Source organism: Peribacillus sp. NPDC058075 (assembly GCF_042885195.1).
Taxonomy (GTDB): domain Bacteria; phylum Bacillota; class Bacilli; order Bacillales; family DSM-1321; genus Peribacillus.
Map to the genome: position 1 here is coordinate 63,226 of NZ_JBHVSL010000004.1, position 22,321 is coordinate 85,546.

16 protein-coding genes are annotated in these 22,321 nt (G+C 39.7%); all 16 read left to right on the forward strand.

Translation table 11 applies throughout. The annotated features are described in order from the left end of the window. Positions 1 to 38: 38 nt before the first annotated feature. The 16 genes from ACFVS1_RS22830 to ACFVS1_RS22905 all read left to right on the forward strand — a co-directional run bounded on the left by ACFVS1_RS22830 (position 39) and on the right by ACFVS1_RS22905 (position 22,228). Positions 39 to 1,535 (forward strand): sugar ABC transporter ATP-binding protein, encoded by a 1,497-nt coding sequence (locus ACFVS1_RS22830; RefSeq protein WP_387550808.1) that lies wholly within the window; start codon positions 39 to 41, stop codon positions 1,533 to 1,535. 161 nt (positions 1,536 to 1,696) lie between these two features. After that, positions 1,697 to 2,563 carry an ABC transporter permease gene (locus ACFVS1_RS22835; RefSeq protein WP_387550811.1) on the forward strand — a complete coding sequence of 289 codons (867 nt, stop codon included), beginning with the start codon at positions 1,697 to 1,699 and terminating at the stop codon, positions 2,561 to 2,563. 88 nt (positions 2,564 to 2,651) lie between these two features. Next, a complete protein-coding gene (locus ACFVS1_RS22840) occupies positions 2,652 to 3,692 on the forward strand; it encodes a substrate-binding domain-containing protein (RefSeq protein WP_387550814.1) in 1,041 nt (346 codons plus the stop codon). A 28-nt stretch (positions 3,693 to 3,720) separates the two neighbouring features. After that, entirely contained in the window at positions 3,721 to 4,587 is an 867-nt protein-coding gene (locus tag ACFVS1_RS22845; RefSeq protein WP_387511665.1) for a sugar phosphate isomerase/epimerase family protein, read from the forward strand. 161 nt (positions 4,588 to 4,748) lie between these two features. Beyond that, complete coding sequence (locus ACFVS1_RS22850; protein WP_387550817.1) at positions 4,749 to 5,204, forward strand: cupin domain-containing protein; 456 nt, start codon at positions 4,749 to 4,751, stop codon at positions 5,202 to 5,204. Positions 5,205 to 5,230: 26 nt separating this feature from the next. Next, positions 5,231 to 6,478 carry a Tm-1-like ATP-binding domain-containing protein gene (locus ACFVS1_RS22855; protein ID WP_387550819.1) on the forward strand — a complete coding sequence of 416 codons (1,248 nt, stop codon included), beginning with the start codon at positions 5,231 to 5,233 and terminating at the stop codon, positions 6,476 to 6,478. Next, positions 6,471 to 7,307, forward strand: a complete 837-nt coding sequence (locus tag ACFVS1_RS22860) for a phosphoenolpyruvate hydrolase family protein (protein ID WP_387511671.1) — start codon at positions 6,471 to 6,473, stop codon at positions 7,305 to 7,307. The genes ACFVS1_RS22855 and ACFVS1_RS22860 overlap by 8 nt, the downstream gene beginning before the upstream one ends. 98 nt (positions 7,308 to 7,405) lie before the next feature. Then, positions 7,406 to 7,993 carry a gluconate 2-dehydrogenase subunit 3 family protein gene (locus ACFVS1_RS22865; protein ID WP_387511673.1) on the forward strand — a complete coding sequence of 196 codons (588 nt, stop codon included), beginning with the start codon at positions 7,406 to 7,408 and terminating at the stop codon, positions 7,991 to 7,993. Further along, complete coding sequence (locus ACFVS1_RS22870) at positions 7,990 to 9,735, forward strand: GMC family oxidoreductase (RefSeq protein ID WP_387550822.1); 1,746 nt, start codon at positions 7,990 to 7,992, stop codon at positions 9,733 to 9,735. Before ACFVS1_RS22865 ends, ACFVS1_RS22870 begins: the two co-directional genes overlap by 4 nt. A 298-nt stretch (positions 9,736 to 10,033) precedes the next feature. Continuing rightward, on the forward strand, positions 10,034 to 11,215 hold the full coding sequence (locus tag ACFVS1_RS22875; RefSeq protein ID WP_387550825.1) for a glycerate kinase: 1,182 nt from the start codon (positions 10,034 to 10,036) through the stop codon (positions 11,213 to 11,215). 940 nt (positions 11,216 to 12,155) lie between these two features. After that, the gene (locus ACFVS1_RS22880; protein ID WP_387550828.1) at positions 12,156 to 13,862 is read left to right on the forward strand and encodes a sigma-54 interaction domain-containing protein; all 1,707 of its coding nucleotides are present in this window, start codon (positions 12,156 to 12,158) and stop codon (positions 13,860 to 13,862) included. A gap of 195 nt (positions 13,863 to 14,057) precedes the next feature. Then, positions 14,058 to 16,130, forward strand: a complete 2,073-nt coding sequence (locus tag ACFVS1_RS22885; protein ID WP_289324674.1) for a hydantoinase/oxoprolinase family protein — start codon at positions 14,058 to 14,060, stop codon at positions 16,128 to 16,130. A 3-nt stretch (positions 16,131 to 16,133) separates the two neighbouring features. Further along, a complete protein-coding gene (locus ACFVS1_RS22890; RefSeq protein ID WP_387550832.1) occupies positions 16,134 to 17,912 on the forward strand; it encodes a hydantoinase B/oxoprolinase family protein in 1,779 nt (592 codons plus the stop codon). A 20-nt stretch (positions 17,913 to 17,932) separates the two neighbouring features. Continuing rightward, positions 17,933 to 19,177 (forward strand): Zn-dependent hydrolase, encoded by a 1,245-nt coding sequence (locus ACFVS1_RS22895; RefSeq protein WP_387550835.1) that lies wholly within the window; start codon positions 17,933 to 17,935, stop codon positions 19,175 to 19,177. A gap of 420 nt (positions 19,178 to 19,597) precedes the next feature. Continuing rightward, positions 19,598 to 21,016, forward strand: coding sequence for an NCS1 family nucleobase:cation symporter (gene ncs1, locus ACFVS1_RS22900; protein WP_387550838.1), 1,419 nt, complete (start codon positions 19,598 to 19,600; stop codon positions 21,014 to 21,016). 462 nt (positions 21,017 to 21,478) lie between these two features. Beyond that, a complete protein-coding gene (locus ACFVS1_RS22905) occupies positions 21,479 to 22,228 on the forward strand; it encodes an aspartate/glutamate racemase family protein (protein WP_387550841.1) in 750 nt (249 codons plus the stop codon). Positions 22,229 to 22,321 lie beyond the last annotated feature (93 nt).

Genomic DNA, 22,321 nt, shown 5'->3' on the forward strand with positions numbered 1-22,321 from the left:
TTGAATGGATTAATCTAAAGAACAGGAGGCTGTCTTTTATGGAGGTTAAAGCAAATCTTCCCCTTCTTGAGATGCGAAATATATCAAAAAGCTATTCTGGAATTACAGTGCTCAATAACATCAACTTAAAGATTAATTCTGGTGAAATATTAGCGCTTGTAGGAGAAAATGGAGCCGGAAAATCCACATTAATTAAAATTCTTTCCGGTGCAATAAAGGCAAATGCAGGAAATATTTTAATCAACGGCAATCAAGTGGAGTTTCATACTCCTCTTGATGCAGAAAAAAGTGAAATTGTAACCGTTTACCAGGAGTTTAATTTATTTCCCGATCTTTCAGTAACTGAAAACCTCTTTTTTAATAATTTTCATAAAACTAAAGGACGTATTAATTGGAGGGAATTACATAAAGAAGCCGAGAGATTCCTTGATGAATTCGGGGTACAACTTCCAGTAAAAAATCCTGTATCCACCCTTAGCATCGCACAAAAACAGATGCTAGAAATTGCCAAAGCACTTTACAGTAACGCACGCCTTATGATTTTGGATGAACCGACAGCAGTTTTAGGCGGAGATGATGTGGATCGGCTAATTACTATTGTGAAAGAGTTGCAGAAACGAGGTATAGCGGTCATCTTCATTTCTCATAGATTAAATGAAATCTTCGGTTTAGCAGATCGGTACTTGGTTTTAAAAGACGGACAACAGATTGGTGACGGCCGCATTGAAGAGACGAATCCTGACGAATTAGTAGGGATGATGGTCGGACGTCATATAAGCACTGCTCCTCGCAATAAGATTAATTATGAAAAAGGGCAAGTTGTACTGCAGGTTGAAGGCCTATCACGTAAAGGAGTCCTTCATGACATCAATTTCTCCCTCAATAAGGGAGAAGTGTTGGGTATAGCCGGTCTAAGAGGAGCCGGTAGGACTGAGTTGGTAAGAGCAATATTTGGGGCTGATCCCATAGATTCTGGCAAAGTGACTGTTAATGGTCGTCAAGTTAAAATTAACTCCCCTAGACAGGCAATTAACATTGGAATAGGTTTGGTCCCCGAAGATCGAGGAGGACAGGGGTTGTTTAAAAATCTTTCATGCTTACAAAATATCTTTATGGCGAGTACTAAGATGAAAGTAATTAAAAACAAAAAGGAACAAATCATAGCAAAGAAACATGTAGAGTTATTAAAAATAAAGTTAGCCCATTTGGGGATATTAGTCGGAAGTTTATCAGGGGGGAATCAACAGAAGATCGTCCTCGCTAAATGGTTGGAGTCAGGTATTGATATTCTCCTTCTGGATGAGCCGACTAGGGGTGTTGATGTTGGAGCCAAAGCCCAAATTTATACCGTGGTTAGGGAACTCTGTGAGCAGGGAATGTCTGTCATTTTAATATCCTCAGAATTACCTGAAATTCTTGAAAATAGTCACCGCGTTCTAGTTATGTATAAAGGTCAAATTTCTGGTGAGATGGATCACGAGTCAGCCACTGAGGAAGAAATCATGAAATATGCCGTAGGAGGGACGAATAAGTGAAAAATGAAACTACTATAAATCCCACAGAATCTGTTGTTCAAACTTTGAAAACCGACAACAATAATGTCTTTAGGCAGTTATTTAAGCAATATGGAGTGACCCTTCTTCTTTTTATCGCTCTCCTTATATTTACAGCACTGTTAACACCGGAATTTTTCAATTTGCAAAATATAATCAATGTTGCTCGTCAGGCATCCATCGTTGGAGTCGTTGCTATAGGGATGACATTTGTTATTTTAACCGGGGGAATCGATCTTTCGGTAGGGGCTATCGTTGCAGTTTCCGGGGTATCTTTCGCATTGATGATAAACCAAGGTGTTGCGGTTCCACTAGCACTCTTAATCGTCATGTTAGTAGGTATTGTAATTGGAATAATCAATGGAATTGGTACCACTTTCTTTGGAATTCAACCCTTTATTATGACTCTTGCTACAATGGCCGTAGGTAATGGTGTCGCTTTACTTCTATCGAATGGTGCACCCCAGACTTTTACGACAAACAGCAAGATTGTAGATATGTTAGGTAATGGTGGAATCGGGTTAATACCAGGCCCAGTGATTTTGTTCATATTGAGTGCTCTTGTTGCCTGGATGGTGTTACGATACTTATCTTTTGGTAGGTTTATATATGGAGTTGGAGGAAGTTTAGATGCCGCACGTCTGTCTGGAGTCAAAACTACTCGTATCTTACTAATGGTTTATGCCATCAGCGGTTTATGTGCTGCTGTTGGAGGATTAATAAATACATCAAGGCTTTTTGTTGGGCATCCGACTGCAGACAGTGCAATCATGCTAGATAGTATTGCAGCGGTTGTTATTGGCGGAACCAGTTTAATGGGTGGCAAGGGAGGAGTTGGAGGAACAGTACTTGGGGCACTATTGCTGGCCATGGTTGCAAATCTCTTGAATTTATTGGGAGTATCTCCATACAATCAACAGGTAGCGAAGGGACTAATAATCGTGGCCGCAGTTTTATTTACGACTCCTGCGCTAAAGCAGCTTATTAAACAGCAATGGACAGGACTTTGATGTTTTAAAAACAAATTTGAGGGAGGACTGGTGTCTTAATAACACGTTTATAGCGGATCTAATCAGTAATGAAAAGGGGGGAACGTTAATGAAGTTTAGGAGAAAGGTGTCAATAATAGGTTTTTCAATGCTCATGCTTGTTACAGTGGCTTGCAGTAATAACTCTTCTAAAGAGGTTGTAAAGGTTTCGACTAAAGGGCCAATTGATTACGGTCTTTACTGCAATTCCGAGTGTGAAAGTGTATTGGAGCTAAAGGCTTCACGGGAATCTATTAAAGGAAAGGTAGGAATGGCCATAGCGTCCACTACATTTCCTTATGGTGTAGCTATTAAAACCCAATCTGAAGAAGCCGCCAAAAAATATTTCCCTAATATGGAATTATTAGTAGGCGATGGCCAAAATGATCCAGTTGCCCAAACTAAACTTGTGGATGATTTTATCTCTAAAGGAATTAAAGTTTTGATTATAAACGCCGTAGAGAAAGATGCTTTAGCCCCTGCGGTCAAACGAGCAACTGCTGCGGGAGTAAAAGTAATTGCCATTGACCGTACAGTCAACGCCCCAGTTCTTACGACAATAAAGGCAAATGATTTAGATTTGGGAATGAATGCGGGTAAGGACCTAGTGTCCCGCTTAAATGGGAAAGGAAATGTAGTTGAATTGCAAGGAAGCCCTTCAGCTTCGCCAACAATTGATAGACATAAAGGATTTATGGAAGCGCTTAAAGAGGCTCCTGGAATTAAAGTGATTGCGAGTCAAAGTGCTAACTATGATCAGGCGCAGGGACTGAAGGTGATGGAAGATCTATTGCAGCGATACCCTAAAGGGAAGATTGATGCAGTATTTACACATGCGGATATTATGACTCTTGGTGCTATACAGGCAATAAAGGCAGCAGGCAGAGAAGATGAAATTAAAGTGATCAGCATAGATGGACAACAGGCGGCATTTGATCAGATTACAAATGGTGTCATAGATTCTACTACTGTTTATCCGGTCATTACTCCTATGAGCATTATTGCAGCCGCAAAAGCGTTAGCCGGAGAGGAACTACCAGAGAAGATTAAATTAGACTCACCTGTTGTAACAAAAGAGAACGTGGAAAAATATAAAGGCACTACCTATTAAACTAGCAAATAAAAGGAGGAAGTTTATTATGACAATGAAACTATCATTTAACACTTGGCCTTACGCAAGTTTTCCAGTATGGTTACCCGCTTATCCGCTTGAGGAAGTAATTAAGAGGATTGCCGCTATCGGTTATGACGGAATTGAGATTGGAGCGGCCAGTCCACATGCTTATCCACCTACTTTGTCTACAGAAAGACGAATGAACATGAAAAAAATATTAGAACATTATGGGTTAGAGGTATCAAGCATGCTTCCAGCTCTAAGCGGAGGGCCTGGCCATAACGTAGCTTCTCCTATCCCTGAGGAGAGACGACATACTATTGAGCATTATAAACAAGTTATCGAGTTATGTGCCTATTGGGGAGGTAAAACCGTACTTTATATTCCTGGTTGGCAGGTTTTCGGTACTAGCCGAAAACAAGCATGGGAGTGGAGCCGAGAAGCTCTGAGCGAGATTTCAAAAACTGCATTGGATTATGATGTAACGATGGTTATAGAACCAACTCCATTTGATAGCAATCTAGTAGATCGTTGCGATGATGCTATTGAGTTGATGGAAGAGGTAAACAAACCGAATGTAAAACTTATGTTTGATACATTCCATGCTCTTCACCGTAAAGAAGTTTCAACCGATTACGTGTACAGCATGGGAGAGAATCTTCACCACATGCATATATCTGACAATGATCGATTAGCTCCTGGGCAAGGAAGAGGAGATTTCGTCTCTCTTATCTCTGCACTGAAGGACATCAATTATGACGGATACCTGGCTATGGAACTTGGTTTTGATCGCCGTGATATTGAGCCAGACTATGTGGCACGTCAAGCGTTTGAGTACCTCAAGCCATTGGTCGATGAGGCAAATAAAAGTTTATTGATCAAGTCTAAATAAGAAAGGCTGGAGCACTAGGTAATCAAGTCGTGTTCTAGCTACTCTTCCGTAAGTTAAACAGATGATCAATGATTTACGTGAATTGCGACAGTAAATGAAATACAAACTTTTTGATTGTGGATTAAATACCTTAAATCTTGTTTAAGAAAGGGGCCAATACCATGAGTGTTGAAAAAGGATATAGTGCTTCAGTGAGTGATAAAAAGTTGTATATAAGGCCAGATGATGTAGAAACATTGATGTTTGATTGGGGCTGTTTCAAACTGACATCCACTCCAGAGGTTACTGGAGCTGAAAGATTTAGTACAGGAATAGTCGTTGTTGATCCAGGTAAAGGGCATGAACGACATAATCATCCTGGTTCAGAGGAGATCATTTATATTGTCTCTGGTGAAGGTGAACAGATGGTTGAGGATGAGAATGGCAACCCAGTGATACAGAAGGTATCCGCTGGATGCACAGTATATGTTCCAGAAGGCAGGTACCACTACACCATCAATACAGGCTGGGAGCCAATGAAATCATTTGTTGTTTATTCACCAACTGGTCCCGAGGCGGAGTTGCGTGAGTTACCTGACTGCAGAATCGCTCCACCTGGTGAAATACCAAAGCGATAGGGACAAGCAATGGAGGGATTTCGCATATGGCAACGATTGTAGTCTTAGGTACACTTGATACAAAGGGTAACGAACATAACTTTGTAAATCAGATTATTCGCACCAGAGGTTGTGAGGTAATTCTTGTTGATGTTGGTGTTCTAGGACAACCTCAGATTCCAGCTGATGTTACCAGAGTCCAAATTGCTAGTGCCGCTGGGACCGATATCGAGGAGCTTATAAGCAAAAACGATCGTGGTATAGCCATGGAGGCAATGGCAGTCGGTGCAACAGAGGTAGTTCGTAAACTCTATACAGAAGGCCGTCTAGATGGAATTCTTGCATTGGGAGGGTCAGGTGGTTCTTCAATAGCGACTCAAGCGATGCGTGCACTACCGATTGGGGTGCCAAAGCTAATGGTTTCTACTGTCGCTTCAGGTGATACGAGGCCTTATGTAGGAGAATCGGATATCACTATGATGTATTCGGTGGTGGACATTGCCGGTATAAATTCTATATCAGAAAAGATACTTTTCAATGCTGCAGTCGCTATTACTGGAATGGCAACAGCGAGCAAAACCTACCGTCCAATAAAACAAAATAAGCCATTGATCGCTATTACTATGTTTGGAGTTACAACGCCTTGTGTTTCAAAAGCCAGTAAGTGGCTCGAAGAGAATGGATACGAGGTAGTAGTATTCTCCGCTAATGGTACCGGGGGGCGTGCGATGGAAGCACTTATGAGAGATGGCTTCATTAGTGCTTCCTTGGACGTCACTACGACTGAACTTGCTGATGAGTTGGTTGGCGGGGAGCTATCAGCGGGTCCAGAGAGGCTTGAAATGGCCGGACGTCTCGGTATCCCGCAGGTTATTTCGCTAGGCGCCCTAGATATGGTGAATTTCGGACCGGCATACACGGTACCCAGACATTTCCAGGGGCGGAAGATAAGTAAACATAACCCGAATGTTACTCTTATGCGTACTACAGTGGAAGAGTGCGCTCAATTGGGTCAAATAATTGGTCATAAAATAAACCAGGCAAAAGGACCCGTTAGTGTTTTTGTCCCGCTCAATGGCGTCTCTGCAATCTCAAAAAAAGGGGAGGTTTTCCATGATCCCGAAGCGGATCAGGCGTTAATCCAGAACCTTAAGGAGACACTCGATTCACATATTGATTTGGTATTAATGGACTCAGATATTAACGATTCAGATTTTGCTGAGGCAATGGCGAGAAAGTTAAACCAGCTCTATAAAACTAAAATAAGAAAAGAAGAGGTGCTTAGACATGAGTAGAAAAGAAATATTGAAGCAATTAAAGGATCAAGTGGCAGCAGGAATACCAATTATTGGAGCCGGAGCAGGTACTGGGATTTCAGCAAAGTGTGCAGAAGCTGGCGGTGCGGATCTTCTTATCGTTTACAACTCTGGAAGATTTAGAATGGCGGGACGTAGTTCAATATCTGGTTTAATGCCTTATGGAGATGCAAACCAAATCGTAGTTGAAATGGCAAGTGAGGTCTTACCGGTAGTGAAGAATATACCTGTACTCGCAGGTGTTTGTGGTACGGACCCATTTAGATCGATGCCTAGTTTCCTTGAAGAGTTAAAAAAGATTGGCTTTAAAGGGGTGCAAAACTTTCCTACTGTAGGACTCTATGAGGGACGGTTGCGCCAAAATATGGAGGAAACAGGGCTTGGGTATGATCGGGAAGTAGAGATGATCAAAATAGCTCGTGACCTAGACCTATTAACGACACCCTATGTTTTCAATGAGCAAGAGGCACGTGCTATGGCCGAAGCAGGAGCTGATATCATAGTTGCCCATGTTGGTACGACGGTTAGTGGATTAACTGGAGCGCATAGTGTAATGACTCTTGATGAATCCGCCAACATCATTCAAGCCATGCACGATGCGGCAAAAGAAGTGAACCCAGATGTACTTGTGATCTGCCATGGTGGTCCTATTGCAGAGGTCCAGGACGTTGAATATATATTAGAACACACAACGGGCATTGATGGATTCTATGGCGCTTCTAGTATGGAGAGACTGCCGGTTGAAATAGCCATTACAGAAAATACACGACGATTTAAAGAACTTCCACTCTCAAAGGCAAGGGTTTGAGTTGATAACTTAAAAAAAACGTCAAAATATGAATAAATGGGGAGAGATTGCTCTCCCCATTTCACTTTAAGAGAGTAGAGTTTAAAGGAGGGGAAGAAATGTACAAAAGCGAAGAATTTCAAGTACTCATGTTTTTTAACAGGGACGAAGCAAGTACAATTGAAGCAATTGCCTCCCGGCTCATACCAAGTGACCTTGTAAGTCCTGGTGCAAAAGAAGCAGGGGCGGTCATGTTTATTGACCAATCACTCGCTGGTTTTTTTAAACATCTTCAAACATTTTACAGGCAGGGTTTGATGGAGCTCCAAAGGTACTGTGAAAAGAATCATGGTGACGCGTTCATCGCACTTACTGAGGAACAACAGGATCAGGTTCTTCGTGCTATTGAGGGATTTGTAGCTGAGGATTCCTTAAATTCCGGTGAAAGTTCAGACAGAAGGGGCAGTGTACTGGCACAATTCTTTGCTGTTGTATATGAGCATACAATGGAGGGAACCTTTGGTGACCCTCTATATGGAGGAAATCGTGATGCTATCGGTTGGAAGATGATTGGATTCCCGGGTGCACAATGGGGTTATACTCCGGAACAGATGAAATTAGGTTTCAATATTGATCAAATTAAGGTGAAAACTCTTACGGATATCCAAAGGGAACATAGACCAGTGATAACAGAGGTGGAATTATGACTCAACAAATAGATGCAATTGTAGTTGGTCTTGGTGCTTCAGGTGGACTCATAGCAACAGAATTGGCTCGAGCTGGTTTGAAGGTTGTTGGTCTTGAGAAGGGAGCATTCTACCAGGATGCAGATTTCTTAACAAAGTTTGATGAAATTCGTTACTATACTCGCAGTGCAATGGTCCCGCATATGGGTTCTGATCCCATTACATGGAGACCAAACGAAAACAAAAAGGGTGCCATTCTTCCGTGGGCTTCTAACAAAATGGGACTAGGTGATCCTTTCCAGACACCTCCATCTATAGGGACGGGAGGTGGCACTCGATCATGGGGTGGAGCTGCATTCCGATTTCGTGAAAAAGATTTTAGTATGCGTAGTACAATCATTGAAAGATTTTCTGAATCTGCTTTACCTGAGGATACAACAATTGTCGACTGGCCTATAGGTTATAAGGAGTTGGAGCCGTATTATGACCGAGTCGAGTGGGAACTAGGAGTTTCGGGTAAGGCGGGTAATATTAAAGGCGAAATTCAGCCTAATGGCAATCCTTTTGAATCAACTCGCGATAGAGGCTACCCAATGTCTCCTTTACCACGTGCAGCAGCGGATAACCTTTTTGTAGAAGCTTCTACTAAGTTAGGTTATCATCCATATCCTACTCCATCAGCCATTGCGACTGAAAATTATAAGGGTAGGTCGGCTTGTACCAATTGTGGATTTTGCCATGGGTATCACTGCCATGTTGGTGCTAAAGTATCTACTCATGATTTAGTTAAAACCGCAGCCATGGAGACTGATAATTTAGAAATCCGCCCTTATGTTCGAGTTTTTCGAGTAAATAAGGATTCCACTGGTCGAGTGCGTGGAGTCTCCTACTATGATTCCGAAGGGAAAGTTGTTGATCTTGAAGCTGATATTGTCATCTTGGGCTGTTACGCTCTTGAGAATGCTAGATTACTTTTAGCCTCAGGAATTAATGAGAATGGTCATGTGGGGAAGCATTTGGCAATGCACAATTATGGTTGGTTTACTGGAATATTACCTGAGTGGACAAATCCATTTATGGGGTCCCTCCAATCAGGTAGTGTTCTAGACGATTTAACATCCGAGTTAATTCCTGACAACGATGAGGGCGTTCTTTGGGGTTCTCCTATTAACACTTGGACTGGTGATATGCAACCGATGGAAATTATTCATAGTCTCCCACCTCATGTCCCTCGTTGGGGGAAGGGCTTTAAAGATTGGATGAATGAAAATTACCGGAAACTTTTCAAGATGTACTCCCAGCATTCTTCCTTACCATCAAAACAATTCTACGTTGACCTTGATCCTAAAGTGAAGGATAAGTTTGGTCAGCCAGCAATGAGAATTACCCATGATTGGACTGATAACGATCGCAAGACGGTGGAATATTTCATGAAGATCAAGCGAGTAATCGCTCAGGAGATGGGGATGACTGATTGGTGGGAGGATTCACCAACACCTGCTTATCATATTTCTGTTCACGATACTGGTACTCACAGAATGGGATGGGATCCATCTTCATCAGTTGTCAATCCATTTGGAGAAGTACATGAGTGTAAAGGACTTTATGCTGTAGGTGGAGGGCAGTTCCCTACCCTCCCTTCATACAACCCGACAGAGACTATTATGGCATTAGCTTATTTGACCGCAGATCATCTTCTTGGACGAGGTCAATTGGAAGGGAAAAATACAAAAATAATAAATGCCCAAACTCACTTAGCTTAATGTCTGTTATAGGACGCACATAAAAACCTCTTGTTTAACAAGAGGTTTTTATGAATCTAGAGAGAGTACTAATATTTAAAAATAGTTCTTTACACTATACACCGATTAAGGTCCTAAAATTCATTACTGGTTGATTAGGGAGAAGTTAAGGCCATTATTTATATCATAAAAAGGCGATTTCCAAAGGGTAGAAATTAAATATTGCTGTCTTTTTGTGTATGATTTTAGTATTTTTATTAGTTTCATTATTAATAGCATTAGAGTGAGCATATACGATAAGGGTTTTGGGAGGGGTTTAATGAAAATTTTAATTTCACCTGATTCATTTAAAGGAAGTTTATCAGCAGAAAATGTCGCAAAGCACATTGAACGCGGTATTAAAAGTGTGAAAGATGATGCAGATACATTAAGAATACCGATGGCAGATGGTGGTGAGGGTACACTCGAAACACTGGTAACCGCAACAAATGGCAAAATTGAAAAAGTTCTAGTGAATGACCCGTTAGGAAGAAGGATTAACGGCCACTTTGGTATTATCGGGAACGAAAAAACGGCGGTTATTGAGTTAGCAGTAGCCTCTGGCCTGCCATTGTTAACATCAAAAGAATTAAACCCTGCAATTGCCTCAACATTTGGAACAGGCCAATTAATTAAAGACGCTTTAGGGAAAGGGATTCGTTCTTTCATTATTTGTCTAGGAGGTAGTGCAACAAATGATGGAGGAACTGGAATTTTAAAAGCGCTCGGTTATCGCTTTTTAGACAGAGAACGAAATGAGTTAAAAAGTGGAGGACTAGCACTTAAAGACCTTTCAATTATTGATGACACTTACGTAGATGAACGAGTAAAAGAAGCGCATTTTCAAATTGCTTGTGATGTTAGTAATCCATTGATTGGTCCAAACGGGGCATCTCATGTATTCGGTCCACAGAAAGGTGCTTTACCGGAATTAGTAAATCAATTAGATCAGGCCCTTAGAGTATTTGCAGATGTTGTCTATAGAAAAACAGGCAAACAAATTCATAACTTAGAGGGGGGAGGAGCAGCCGGGGGAACAGCAGCAGGCCTGTATGCATTTTGTCAAACAGAAATGAGACCCGGAGTAGAACTCATGATAGAGACATTAAATCTATCAACCCTTTTTCACGAACAACAATTTGATCTTATTATAACCGGAGAAGGAAAATTGGATGAGCAAACCGCCTATGGAAAAGTGGTTTCAGGTATAACAAAACTATCGAAACAATATAAGGTCCCTATCATTGCAATAGCTGGAACCGTTGAAGGGGATATCACTCCTTTGCATGAATTAGGGTTAACTGCTGCGTTCAGTATAATAAACGGGCCAATGGATTTAGAAACAGCTTTTGCGGAAACTGGTAAATTGATTGAAAAAACAACCGAACAGTTATTTCGATTATTTATTAGACAGGGAAAAAGCAATATAGGAACAGATAATAGTTACTTGTACGTACCATAAAGGGCTTTTTTTCTTATATTATTTACCACAAGAGTCATTATGGGAACATAAGAGTTTGGGTATCTAAAAAGCACTTGTAGACCTACCTTCCTTTAAGATCGGGTATACCGTCGTGGTCTTATCGAATGTTTCATTTCCTTTAATCATCTTGACTAATATATTTGCAACTGTTTGACACGTGAGAAATGGGAATCAGATTGTGGAATTCCCTTTTTTTATTGCAAGGCGGTAAGAGTAGCTGGGGTTGGCTCTATAAAGCTGTAAGTTAATCCAAATAGCAGTCCACATATGAGCGAGAGTACTTGAAGCTGTGACTCAGTCAGCATAAACCGGCTCCGATTGCGATATATAGAAGTGTTTTAGCCACCTAAAATTGTAGTATGGCCACTAAAAAAATCATTTAGAGTTATGCTTAAGTCTTGCCGGGTTTTTTTCTAATTTATTTTAATTCCTTCACTCGTTTAAATGCATGGCTCTCAAGAAGCTTTTGAGTGTGTGAGACCTGTTTCTTTGGTGTACTTGTTAGGGCGGACCTCTCTGATTCAAATATAAGTAAATGATATAATGAAAGAATCCTACTCTTAAGGAATCCAAAGTTTTTTTATGATAATGGTTTTGAATTTATCTCCAACTTAAAAAGGCAGAAAATTCATAATAGTAATACTATAAAGTTGTCAAAAAAAATTGAAGCAATAAAACAAGGGAAGAACTTAATTGATTGAAGTATCCCAAGATCAGTTCCATGTGGTTCCCAGTTCAAGAGACGTAAGGATTGTATTCAACTTTCAAACTGGCGGGTTGCCGTATTGGTATGTAGTGGGGAATGGAGATACTTTAATATGCTTGGGTGCTTTCTTTAGCTGCTGAGCGGATTCATCCTAAAAAAATTTTATTAAATCTATGATCTCAAAATAAGTGATGTTAAAAGGGGTGTGTTAATTTGAATAATTTACAAGAAATAGTGAAATATTTTCCCTTTGGTCTGCTATTAGTAAACAATAAGGGTGAAATACGATATGGGAATGAACTTTGTGAAAGTATACTAGGAGTCAAAAAACTAGATAAGAATCTTATACAAGTTGTATTACCAGGTTGTAACATAATAAAAGTAATCAAAGAAGGCGGATTTGAAATTACCGCTCATAACTCTTTAGAGGAAATGCACCTCATGTGTTTCTCATTGATGACTGGGAATCTTGGGATAATTCTATTCATTCCTAAAGAAGTTTATAATAATGACATCATAAGTAAGTCTCCTAATGTTATTGAGTTAAAACAAGAACTGGAAGCGATTATGAATTTGAGTGGTGAGCTTGTAACAATCACAGATGCTGAGGGAATCGTACTGCGAGTTAATAAAGCATGCGAACAGATTCTAGGAGTAAAGGAATCTGATGTTATTGGCAGATTCGCCTCTATCATGGAAAAAAATGGTGTCATAAACTCATCCTCAACAAAGCATGTAATAAAGCACAAGCGTAAAATAACCATGAATCAAACAACGATGTCTGGACGGCGGTTAATGGTTGATGCGCACCCAATTTTTAATGATGATGGGTCATTGAATAAAGTTATTAATATTTCAAAAGATGTAACAGAGATATCAAACCTTCAAAAAAAATTAGAAGAAACCAAAAGCATACTAGATTACTATCAGCAGGAACTTAGTATTCTTCAGAAAAAAGATCAAGAAATAGTTGTTAAATCCATGGCTATGGAAAAGGTTTATGAACTGGCATGTAGAGTAGCCGATTCGGATGCCACCATTTTTCTGCAAGGGGAAACAGGTGTAGGTAAGGAAGTTCTGGCTAGAACGATTCATAATTCAAGCATTAGAAAAGAAGCTCCGTTTATAAAAGTGAATTGTGGAGCAATTCCGGAAAGTATTATGGAATCTGAGCTTTTTGGTTATTCAAAAGGCACTTTCACCGGTGGGAATAAAGATGGAAAAAAGGGGTTAGCCCAGGCAGCGCATAATGGAACTTTATTTTTAGATGAGATTGGTGAATTACCACTTAATTTACAGGCGAAATTACTTCAACTTTTAAATGAAAAGCAGTTCACTCCACTTGGAGAAATAAAGCCAGTACAAGTAGATGTTCGATTTATAGCTGCGACCAATCGTAATTTAGAGGATATGGTGAGAGAGGGAACTTTTCGTGAAGACCTATATTATCGTTTATTTGTTATACCTATTACCATTCCCTCTTTATCAGAGCGAAGAGAGGATATACCCTTTCTAATCAACCATTTTTTAGAAACATTTAACCATAAATACAAATTATATAAAACAATTGATAAGGAAGTAGTACAGTTTTTCATAGATTATGAATGGAAGGGAAATGTAAGAGAATTACAAAATACTATTGAAAGACTCGTTCTTATATCATCAGCTCAGCAAATAGAGTTAAGTGATCTATCAGATAAATTTAAAAAAGCCGCTTCTCTCACTAAAGGAATCAGTGGCGAAGGTTTGAATCTAAAGCAAACAATGGAGCAATTTGAAAAGCAAATCCTTGTTCAAACTTTAGAAACGTCTAATACAATGAAAGAAGCAAGTGAAAAATTGGGAGTGGATGCATCGACGATTACCAGAAAAGTTAAAAAATACAACATTAATGTTGCAAAATTGCAATCTCTATTGTGATTTTGCAATTTTTATTTTAAGCCTAGTTTTATGAATTTTCTGATATAAATTATGGATGTTAGTCCATTTAGGATTGCACCTTTGCAATTTTGATTTATTCTCAATCTTAAAAAGCTATTTTTATCAGCTTTTTATACTTTGGCATGAACCTTGCTGTAAATAATAATAGAACACAATTTAAAGGGGGAAAGTGTAATGAAATTATTTGGCGTAGACGTCGGAGGAACTTTTACCGATATAATTTTTAGCGATACTGAAACACGGGTGACAGCTATTCATAAAGTCCCGACAACATTGGACGATCCATCAACCGGTGTGGTTCAGGGTATTCTTGAACTTTGTGACCGTCAATATATTGACAGAACTGCAATTGATCATGTGTTTCACGGAACAACGATTGCCACTAATGCGATTCTTGAGTATGACGGGGCAAAAACAGGGATGATCACAACAGAAGGATACAGGGATATCATACATATCGGGAGGCATCAACGACCACAAAACTATTCCATCATGCAAGAAATTCCATGGCAGGATAGACCATTAGTCCAGCGAAGACATCGATTAGCGATTGCAGAGCGTATGGGCCCAGTTAAAGGCCAGGTCATCACTCCAGTACAGGAAGATCAAGTTCGGGGTGCGGTTGCAACGTTAAAGGAAAGGGGCGTTGATTCTATTATTGTTAACTTCTTATTTTCCTATACTAACCCTGAGCATGAACAACGTGTAAAAGAAATTATCGAAGAAGAATATCCGGAAGCATTCGTCACGATTTCTTCTGAAGTTTCACCGCAATTTCGTGAGTTTGAACGTTTTACCACAGCTTCCATTAACGGCTTTGTGGGGCCGAAGGTGAAAAATTACATTCAAAACTTGGAACAGAGTTTGAAAGATTCAGGAATCTCTGCTGAACTTCATATTATGTGCTCAAACGGTGGAGTAGCAACGCCTAAAACTGTATCTGAAAAGCCTGTCAATACGCTGTTGTCAGGGCCTGCAGCAGGTATCCTGGGAGGAGCTTGGGCCGGGGAATTAACAAATCGTCAAAAACTGATTACCTTTGACGTAGGCGGCACTAGTGCTGACATAGGTATTATCACTGATAGCGGTTATGGCGAATCGTCAGCTCGTGATACATGGATAGCCGGTTATCCAGTCATGGTACCGATGATTGATATTCATACAATCGGCGCAGGTGGCGGCAGTATAGCCCATATCGATGAAGGCGGTGCATTTAAGGTTGGGCCAAGAAGTGCAGGTTCTCGTCCAGGACCAGCCTGTTACGGCCATGGAGGGTTAAAGCCAACAGTAAGTGATGCTAACGTTGTGCTCGGAAGGATTGATGAACATAACTTCCTTGGTGGAGAGATGAAAATCTATACAAATGCAGCATACAAGGTAATAGACGAATTAGCGGGACAATTGGATTTAAGTAGAGAAAGAACAGCTGAAGGTGTCTTGCAAATAATGAATAACAACATGGCAAATGCGATTCGCGAAAAAACGATTCAAAAAGGCGAGGACCCGAGGGAGTTCTCATTGGTTGCTTTTGGCGGAGCCGGTCCGCTACATGCCGTAGAAGTCGCTCAGATTTTAAATATACCAGAGGTAATTATACCGTTATACCCAGGAATCAACTCCGCCACTGGTTTATTAACGACAGATTTAAAATATGACGTTATCAAAACGGAATTTATGATGAGTACTAATATGGATTTCTCCGGCTTGAACGAAGATTTAGCTGGATTAGAAACCCAGCTTATTAATCAACTAAAAGAAGACGGAGTCTCCAAACAAGATATTCGCATTCTTCGAAGTGCTGATTGCCGATATGCCGGTCAGGGGTATGAGTTGCGTGTTGATCTGCCAGACGTATTTCTTGATGAAGAAACTATTGTCGATGCATTGAACAATTTTCATGAGAGCCATAAAGCAGAGTATGGACATAACTTTACAGACAGCCCAATTGAGTTTGTGAATATTCGCGTAACTGGAACTGGCTACATGCCGAAGATCGAAAAGCAGGCAATCCATCACGAGTATCAATTGGAAGATGCATTGTTAAAAACAGGTGATGCTATTTTTAATATCGATGGAAGCCTAGTAAAAGTCGAAATCAATTTCTATCAAAGAGAGAAGATTCCTGTTGGTGCTGAATTTAATGGTCCTTGTATTGTGCTACAAAAAGATACAACCACTGTCATTCCTCCTAACTGTACTGCCTATATCGAGGAATACGGAAATATGATTATTAAGGTAGGTGTTTAATTTATGTCAAAAATCCATACTGACTTAAAGAAGATCGACCCAATTACGGTTCAGGTTGTTCTAGGTTCTTTAGAAAATGTTGCGGTTGAAATGGGACACAAGCTTGCCCGGATGTCTTATTCCAGTATTATTCGGGAATCTGAAGACTTTGGTTGTGCCCTAGTTGATGTCAGAGGACAACAGCTATGTGAGTCCTCTCACAGTACACCTCTTCAATCTGGTCCGATTCCGGGTTATATAAAGGGGATCCGTGAAATCATGGAGGATCGCAACGATACCTTCAATCAGGGTGATGTCATTATGCATAATTCACCATATCATGGAGCTTCCCACGGTCCAGATGTAGGATTTTGTATTCCGGTGTTTTATAAGGCCGAATTAATTGGATTCTCTGTTACGACGGCACACCATTTAGATATAGGATCATCAACTCCAGGAAGCTGTGGGATCGTAGATGCGGTAGATGCCTATGCCGAAGGCCTTCAATTTAAAGCTATAAAAGTCTATGACCAAGGTGTTAAAAACCGTTATGTATGGGATATTTTGAAAGATAACATACGCGCTCCGAAATTAGTCGTTGGTGATATGGAAGCCCAAATAGCAGCCGCTAGAATCGGTGCACAAAGGTATATAGAGATTATTGAAAAATATGGATTAGACACCGTTCAAGCAGCAAGTGAAGAACTGATGAACTACTCAGAAAAAATGATGCGGGATGCCATTAAAAAGCTGCCAGATGGAGAATACACTGCTGAAGGTTTTTTGGATGGATATTTAGACAGTGACGATCCTGCTAAAAAAGATTTAAGAATCAATGTAACAGTGAAGGTTGATGGGAGTGATTTGACAGTCGATTTGACTGGAACATCTCCTCAAGTGACTGACAAACCAATCAATATGCCATTATTAGGAACAGTCGATATTGCTATCTATCTTACATTACGGTCAATCTTACTAGATTCCACAGTATATGGGAATTTCCCGCAAAATTCAGGGTTAATCCGGCCAATTAAGATTGTGGCACCGAAAGGTACATTATGTAATCCAATCTTTCCTGCGCCGACGATTGCTCGATTCAATTCTGGGAATGCAGTTGCTGATACTTTAATGAAAGCTTTAGCACAGGTTGTTCCGCATCAGGTCAGTGCTGGTGTCGGTAACCTTCAGGTTGTGGCATTCAGCGGTCAAAGTAATGAGAATTACTGGGTTTATATGGATATCATGGAAGGGAGCTATGGAGGTCGCTACGGCAAGGATGGAATGGATGCAGTAGATACTTTATACGCTAACACGAGAAATAATCCGATAGAAGATATTGAATCTCACTATCCTTTAAGAGTAAATCGATATGAGCTAAGAGATAATGATAGTGCTCCAGGGAAGTGGCGCGGAGGAATAGGATCCATTCGTGAGGTCAGTTTCTTGGCTGATGGAAGTTTCTCTGTTGAAGCGGATGGACATAAATATGCACCGTGGGGATTTGATGACGGGCAAGACGGCTATGTCGGAAGCTTGTCTATTCGAGACAATGAAACAAATGAACTCGTCCAATTGCCTTCCAAGCTCCCTAATAGACACGCTCAATCCGGAAGCACCATTCAATTAGTAGGCCCATGTGGAGGAGGTTATGGCAATCCACTTGAAAGGGAGCCTGAGAAAGTTCTATCAGACTATTTAGATGGATTTATTACAAAGGAAAAAGCTCTAGTGGAATATGGAGTCACGATTACTGATTCAGAGGAAATAGATTATGAGAAAACGAACGAGTTAAGAAAGGTTTAAAGTTAAAAATGGAGGACGCTATGAAAACAGTAACTATTAGTAAAGAAAGGTTACACATCCATATAGAACAACTAGGTGAAATAGGAAAGACGAAAGATAAGGGCGTACAACGTCTTGCATTATCCAAAGAAGATAGAGAAGCTACCCTGCTAGTTTCTGAATGGATGAGAGAGGCCGGCCTTACAGTTACTCATGATCATTTTGGAAATTTAATTGGACGGAAAGAGGGAGAAAACCCAAGCCTTCCTTCCGTAATGATCGGTTCTCATATTGATTCTGTTCGAAATGGCGGTAAGTTTGATGGGGTTATTGGAGTACTGGCAGGGATTGAAATTGTCCACGCCATATCCGAGGCAAATGTCGTTCATGAACATTCAATTGAAGTGGTAGCTTTTTGTGAAGAGGAAGGTTCAAGGTTTAATGATGGATTATTCGGAAGTAGAGGCATGGTTGGAAAGGTAAAACCCGAGGATTTACAAAAAGTTGACGATAACAATGTAACTAGATATGAAGCGCTAAAAACCTTTGGCTTTGGGATAGATCCTGATTTTACCCAGCAATCTATACGGGTGATTGGTGACATTAAACATTATTTTGAGATGCATATTGAGCAAGGGCCATATCTAGAAAAGAATAATTACCCAATAGGGATTGTAAGTGGGATTGCGGGTCCTTCTTGGTTCAAGGTAAGGCTAGTTGGAGAAGCTGGCCATGCGGGGACTGTTCCTATGAGTCTACGCAAAGACCCCCTGGTCGGGGCTGCGGAAGTCATTAAAGAAGTAGAAACTCTTTGTATGAACGATCCAAATGCTCCCACAGTCGGCACTGTTGGTAGAATAGCGGTTTTTCCTGGAGGAAGTAATATTATTCCTGAATCAGTAGAGTTTACCCTTGATATCAGGGATATTGAACTGGAGAGACGAAACAAAATTATTGAGAAAATAGAAGAAAAGATCAAACTTGTAAGTGAAACCAGAGGATTGGAATATCAGGTTGAAAAAAACATGGCTACAGTTCCTGTGAAATGCTCTGAAAATCTAATCAACTCCTTAAAACAATCATGCAAGGAGCTGGAGATAGATGCACCGATTATCGTTAGCGGTGCAGGACACGATGCGATGTTTTTAGCGGAAATAACAGAAATAGGAATGGTGTTTGTCCGTTGCCGTAATGGTATAAGCCACTCACCAAAAGAGTGGGCGGAAATAGATGATATTCTCACTGGAACTAAGGTACTGTATGAATCAATTGTAAAACATATATAAACTTTTGTATGGCGGTCTGTATGGACTGCCATACAATTGAATAATTATAATATTTATTTTCGGAAAATTCTTAATTTTTTAAAAAATATTTTTTGGATTTCACGAACAAAGGAATTAGTAACACCTATTGAAGGTAAATGAAGTGGACTAAATCTCAAAACTTCGAATCTTAGAATACTTACTGATAGGTGAAAAAATAATTGTTAATTAACTATTTGAAAGTGAATTATTGATGTTAGGCCCCAACATCAACGTTATTTTCTCCATAAGTATTAGAAATGGTTTTGCTCTTAGACAATCATCACAATAAAAACTAGTAACACAAACAAAATGTCCTGTTATGAGAGAATCAATCGGAACATTATGAAGAACTTCAAAGAAGATTTCTTTCTAAGGAAAAATTAAAAGGAGGTAATTTCTTTGAATAACGTTAATGAAAAGGGGATTAGTTTAAAGGGAAAAGACATCATGCCGACAGTGAACAAGGAAAGAAATATGTCCGCAATAGCGTATTTTATTTTATGGGTTGGGATAGCTGTACAACTAGTAACCCCCATAACAGCGGCTCAGCTTTATCCAGCATTATCACCCCTGCAAATCATCATAGCTTGTATCCTTGGTAATCTAATTGTCGCTATTCTTTTAACATTATTAGGTGATATTGGGGTGAGATATGGAATTCCATATGCGGTTTATATTAGGGCGAGCTTCGGTTATTTAGGAGCCCATATACCAGGTATTGTACGTGCCGTTCCAGCGGTATTCTGGTTTGGTTTTCAAACATGGATGGGTGCATATGCCTTGGATGCAATCATGGAAATGTTAACGGGTTACTCGAACCTGACATTGTTAATTATATTATTTGGTGTAGTGCAAATCATTAACACTGCCATGGGAATGGAAGCTATTACAAAATTTGAATGGCTGGCTTCTCCTAGCATTTTAATTATAGGGATTATTTTACAAGTATATATTATGAAACAGCATCATTTAACATTCAGTGAGATTTTCTCCCATGGGGGTGACGGTGGTGTTTCAATGGGCTATGCTGTCGTCGTAATGATGGGAACATATATTACGATGGCTTTAAATGCCCCGGATTTTACCCGGTTCTTAAAGACAAAAACTGGTAGTAGTGAGCCTAATTGGTGGAAAGTCAATAAAGGAAGTTTTTGGGCACATACATTTGGTTTGATAGGATCAATGCTACTCTTTACGATTATCGGTTTAACGAGTGGGGTTGCAACGGGAACATGGAATCCAATAGATGCTATGATCCAAACAATGGGAAAAGATAACCCTTTCCTTTTAATTGTATGTTTAGCCTTTGTTATTTTAGCTCAATGGTCTACAAATATTAGTGCGAATCTATTGCCTCCAGGTTATATCATAGTAAACCTTTTCCCACGTAAGATATCATTTCCGATGGGTGCGATAATAGCAGGGATTATTGGATTACTTATTCAACCATGGAATTATGCGGAGTTTGTTCCTCAAATTCTAATGGTTATAACAGCCACACTAGCCCCAATCGTAGGTATTATGTTTACCGATTATTATTTGCTTAGAAAACGCAGGCTGAACTTAGATGAACTGTATAAAGTCGATGGTCAATATAAGTATTGGAAAAATGTTAATCCCGCAGCCATCATTGCATACATTCCATCCGGTTTGTCAGTTATTTTGTTTCCTGATTATGGATTTGTTACAGCATTGTTAATTTCTATGGTTTTGTACTATACCTTAATGAAATATTGGATTTGCAAGATCTATGAACAGCCTGAAATTACAGATGCAAATTTTAATATAAAAAGTCAAGGATTTACGAAGGAGGGATAATGAATAAAAATTAAAGTAATTAACCCAAGAAATGACGAATGGCATTGTACACAGGTCAAAAAGTGAGCTGGACCGGACATACAGATCATTACGGTACCCGAAATGGGTCACGCATCAATTGAATCCTACTATGATGGAATACTTGAGTATTTCTGGAGTACTCCTGAAAATACAAAAGAAATGTAGAGGGCACTACACTTTCAGTTGAGGAAGGTAAGTTACTAGGTTGTGCCGGTATGGCGGATTTAACCGATAAACTCGAGAAAGAACTTGGGGTACCTGAAATTGATGGTGTAGTAGTGATTGATTGTTTATAGAAACAATTGTTGACCCTTGGAAAAAACAATCAAACTAAAAACTTATAAATCACCTGAAAAGAAAGAATATAGCGGGAATTAAGAAATTTGGGTCCGTGGAAAAAGCTATAAAATAAATTCACTAAATTCTAGGAGGAAAATGGTTATGAAAATTAAAGTTATCAACCCGAATACAACTTTGGCAATGACAAAGGGAATTGAACATGCTGCTAAGTCAGCTGCAAGATCTGATACTCAAATTGTTGCAGTGAGTCCTAAAATGGGTCCGGCTTCAATTGAATCCTACTATGATGAATATTTAAGTATTCCAGGAGTAATTGAGGAAATTAAAAAGGGAGAAGAAGAAGGAGTAGATGCATTTGTTATAGCATGCTGGGGAGACCCTGGATTGCATGCTGCGAGAGAAGTAACAGATAAACCAGTTGTAGGCATTGCGGAATCCTCCGTTTATTTAGCATCAATGCTTGCTGCCAGATTTTCCGTGGTCACAGTTTTACCTAGAATTAAAACAATGTTAGAAGACCTGGTTGATTCATACGGTATGCAAAAACGTGTAGTAAACATCCGTACGACACCAATGGGCGTATTAGATTTTGAGAGAGATCCAGAAGCGGGAATTGAAATGTTAAGGCAGGAAGGGAAAAGAGCGGTAGAGGAAGATAATGCAGAAGCTATTTTACTTGGATGTGCTGGTATGGCAGAATTTGCGGATAGCCTTGAAAAAGAATTAGGAGTTCCCGTTATCGATGGAGTTGTAGCGGGTGTGAAATTCGCCGAAGCAATTGTTGATCTAGGAAAGAAAACAAGTAAATTAAAAACTTATAAATATCCAGAGAAAAAAGAATATGTTGGGGCATTGGAGAACTTTGGCCTGAATCAAACAACTACAAAATAAAAAATTAATTGGTTTTGGCACAAAAATTAAAGAGTTTTCACGCTTGTTAAATGATAGATAGTTTATATCAATTTTATTTAATTTTGGGCGAAT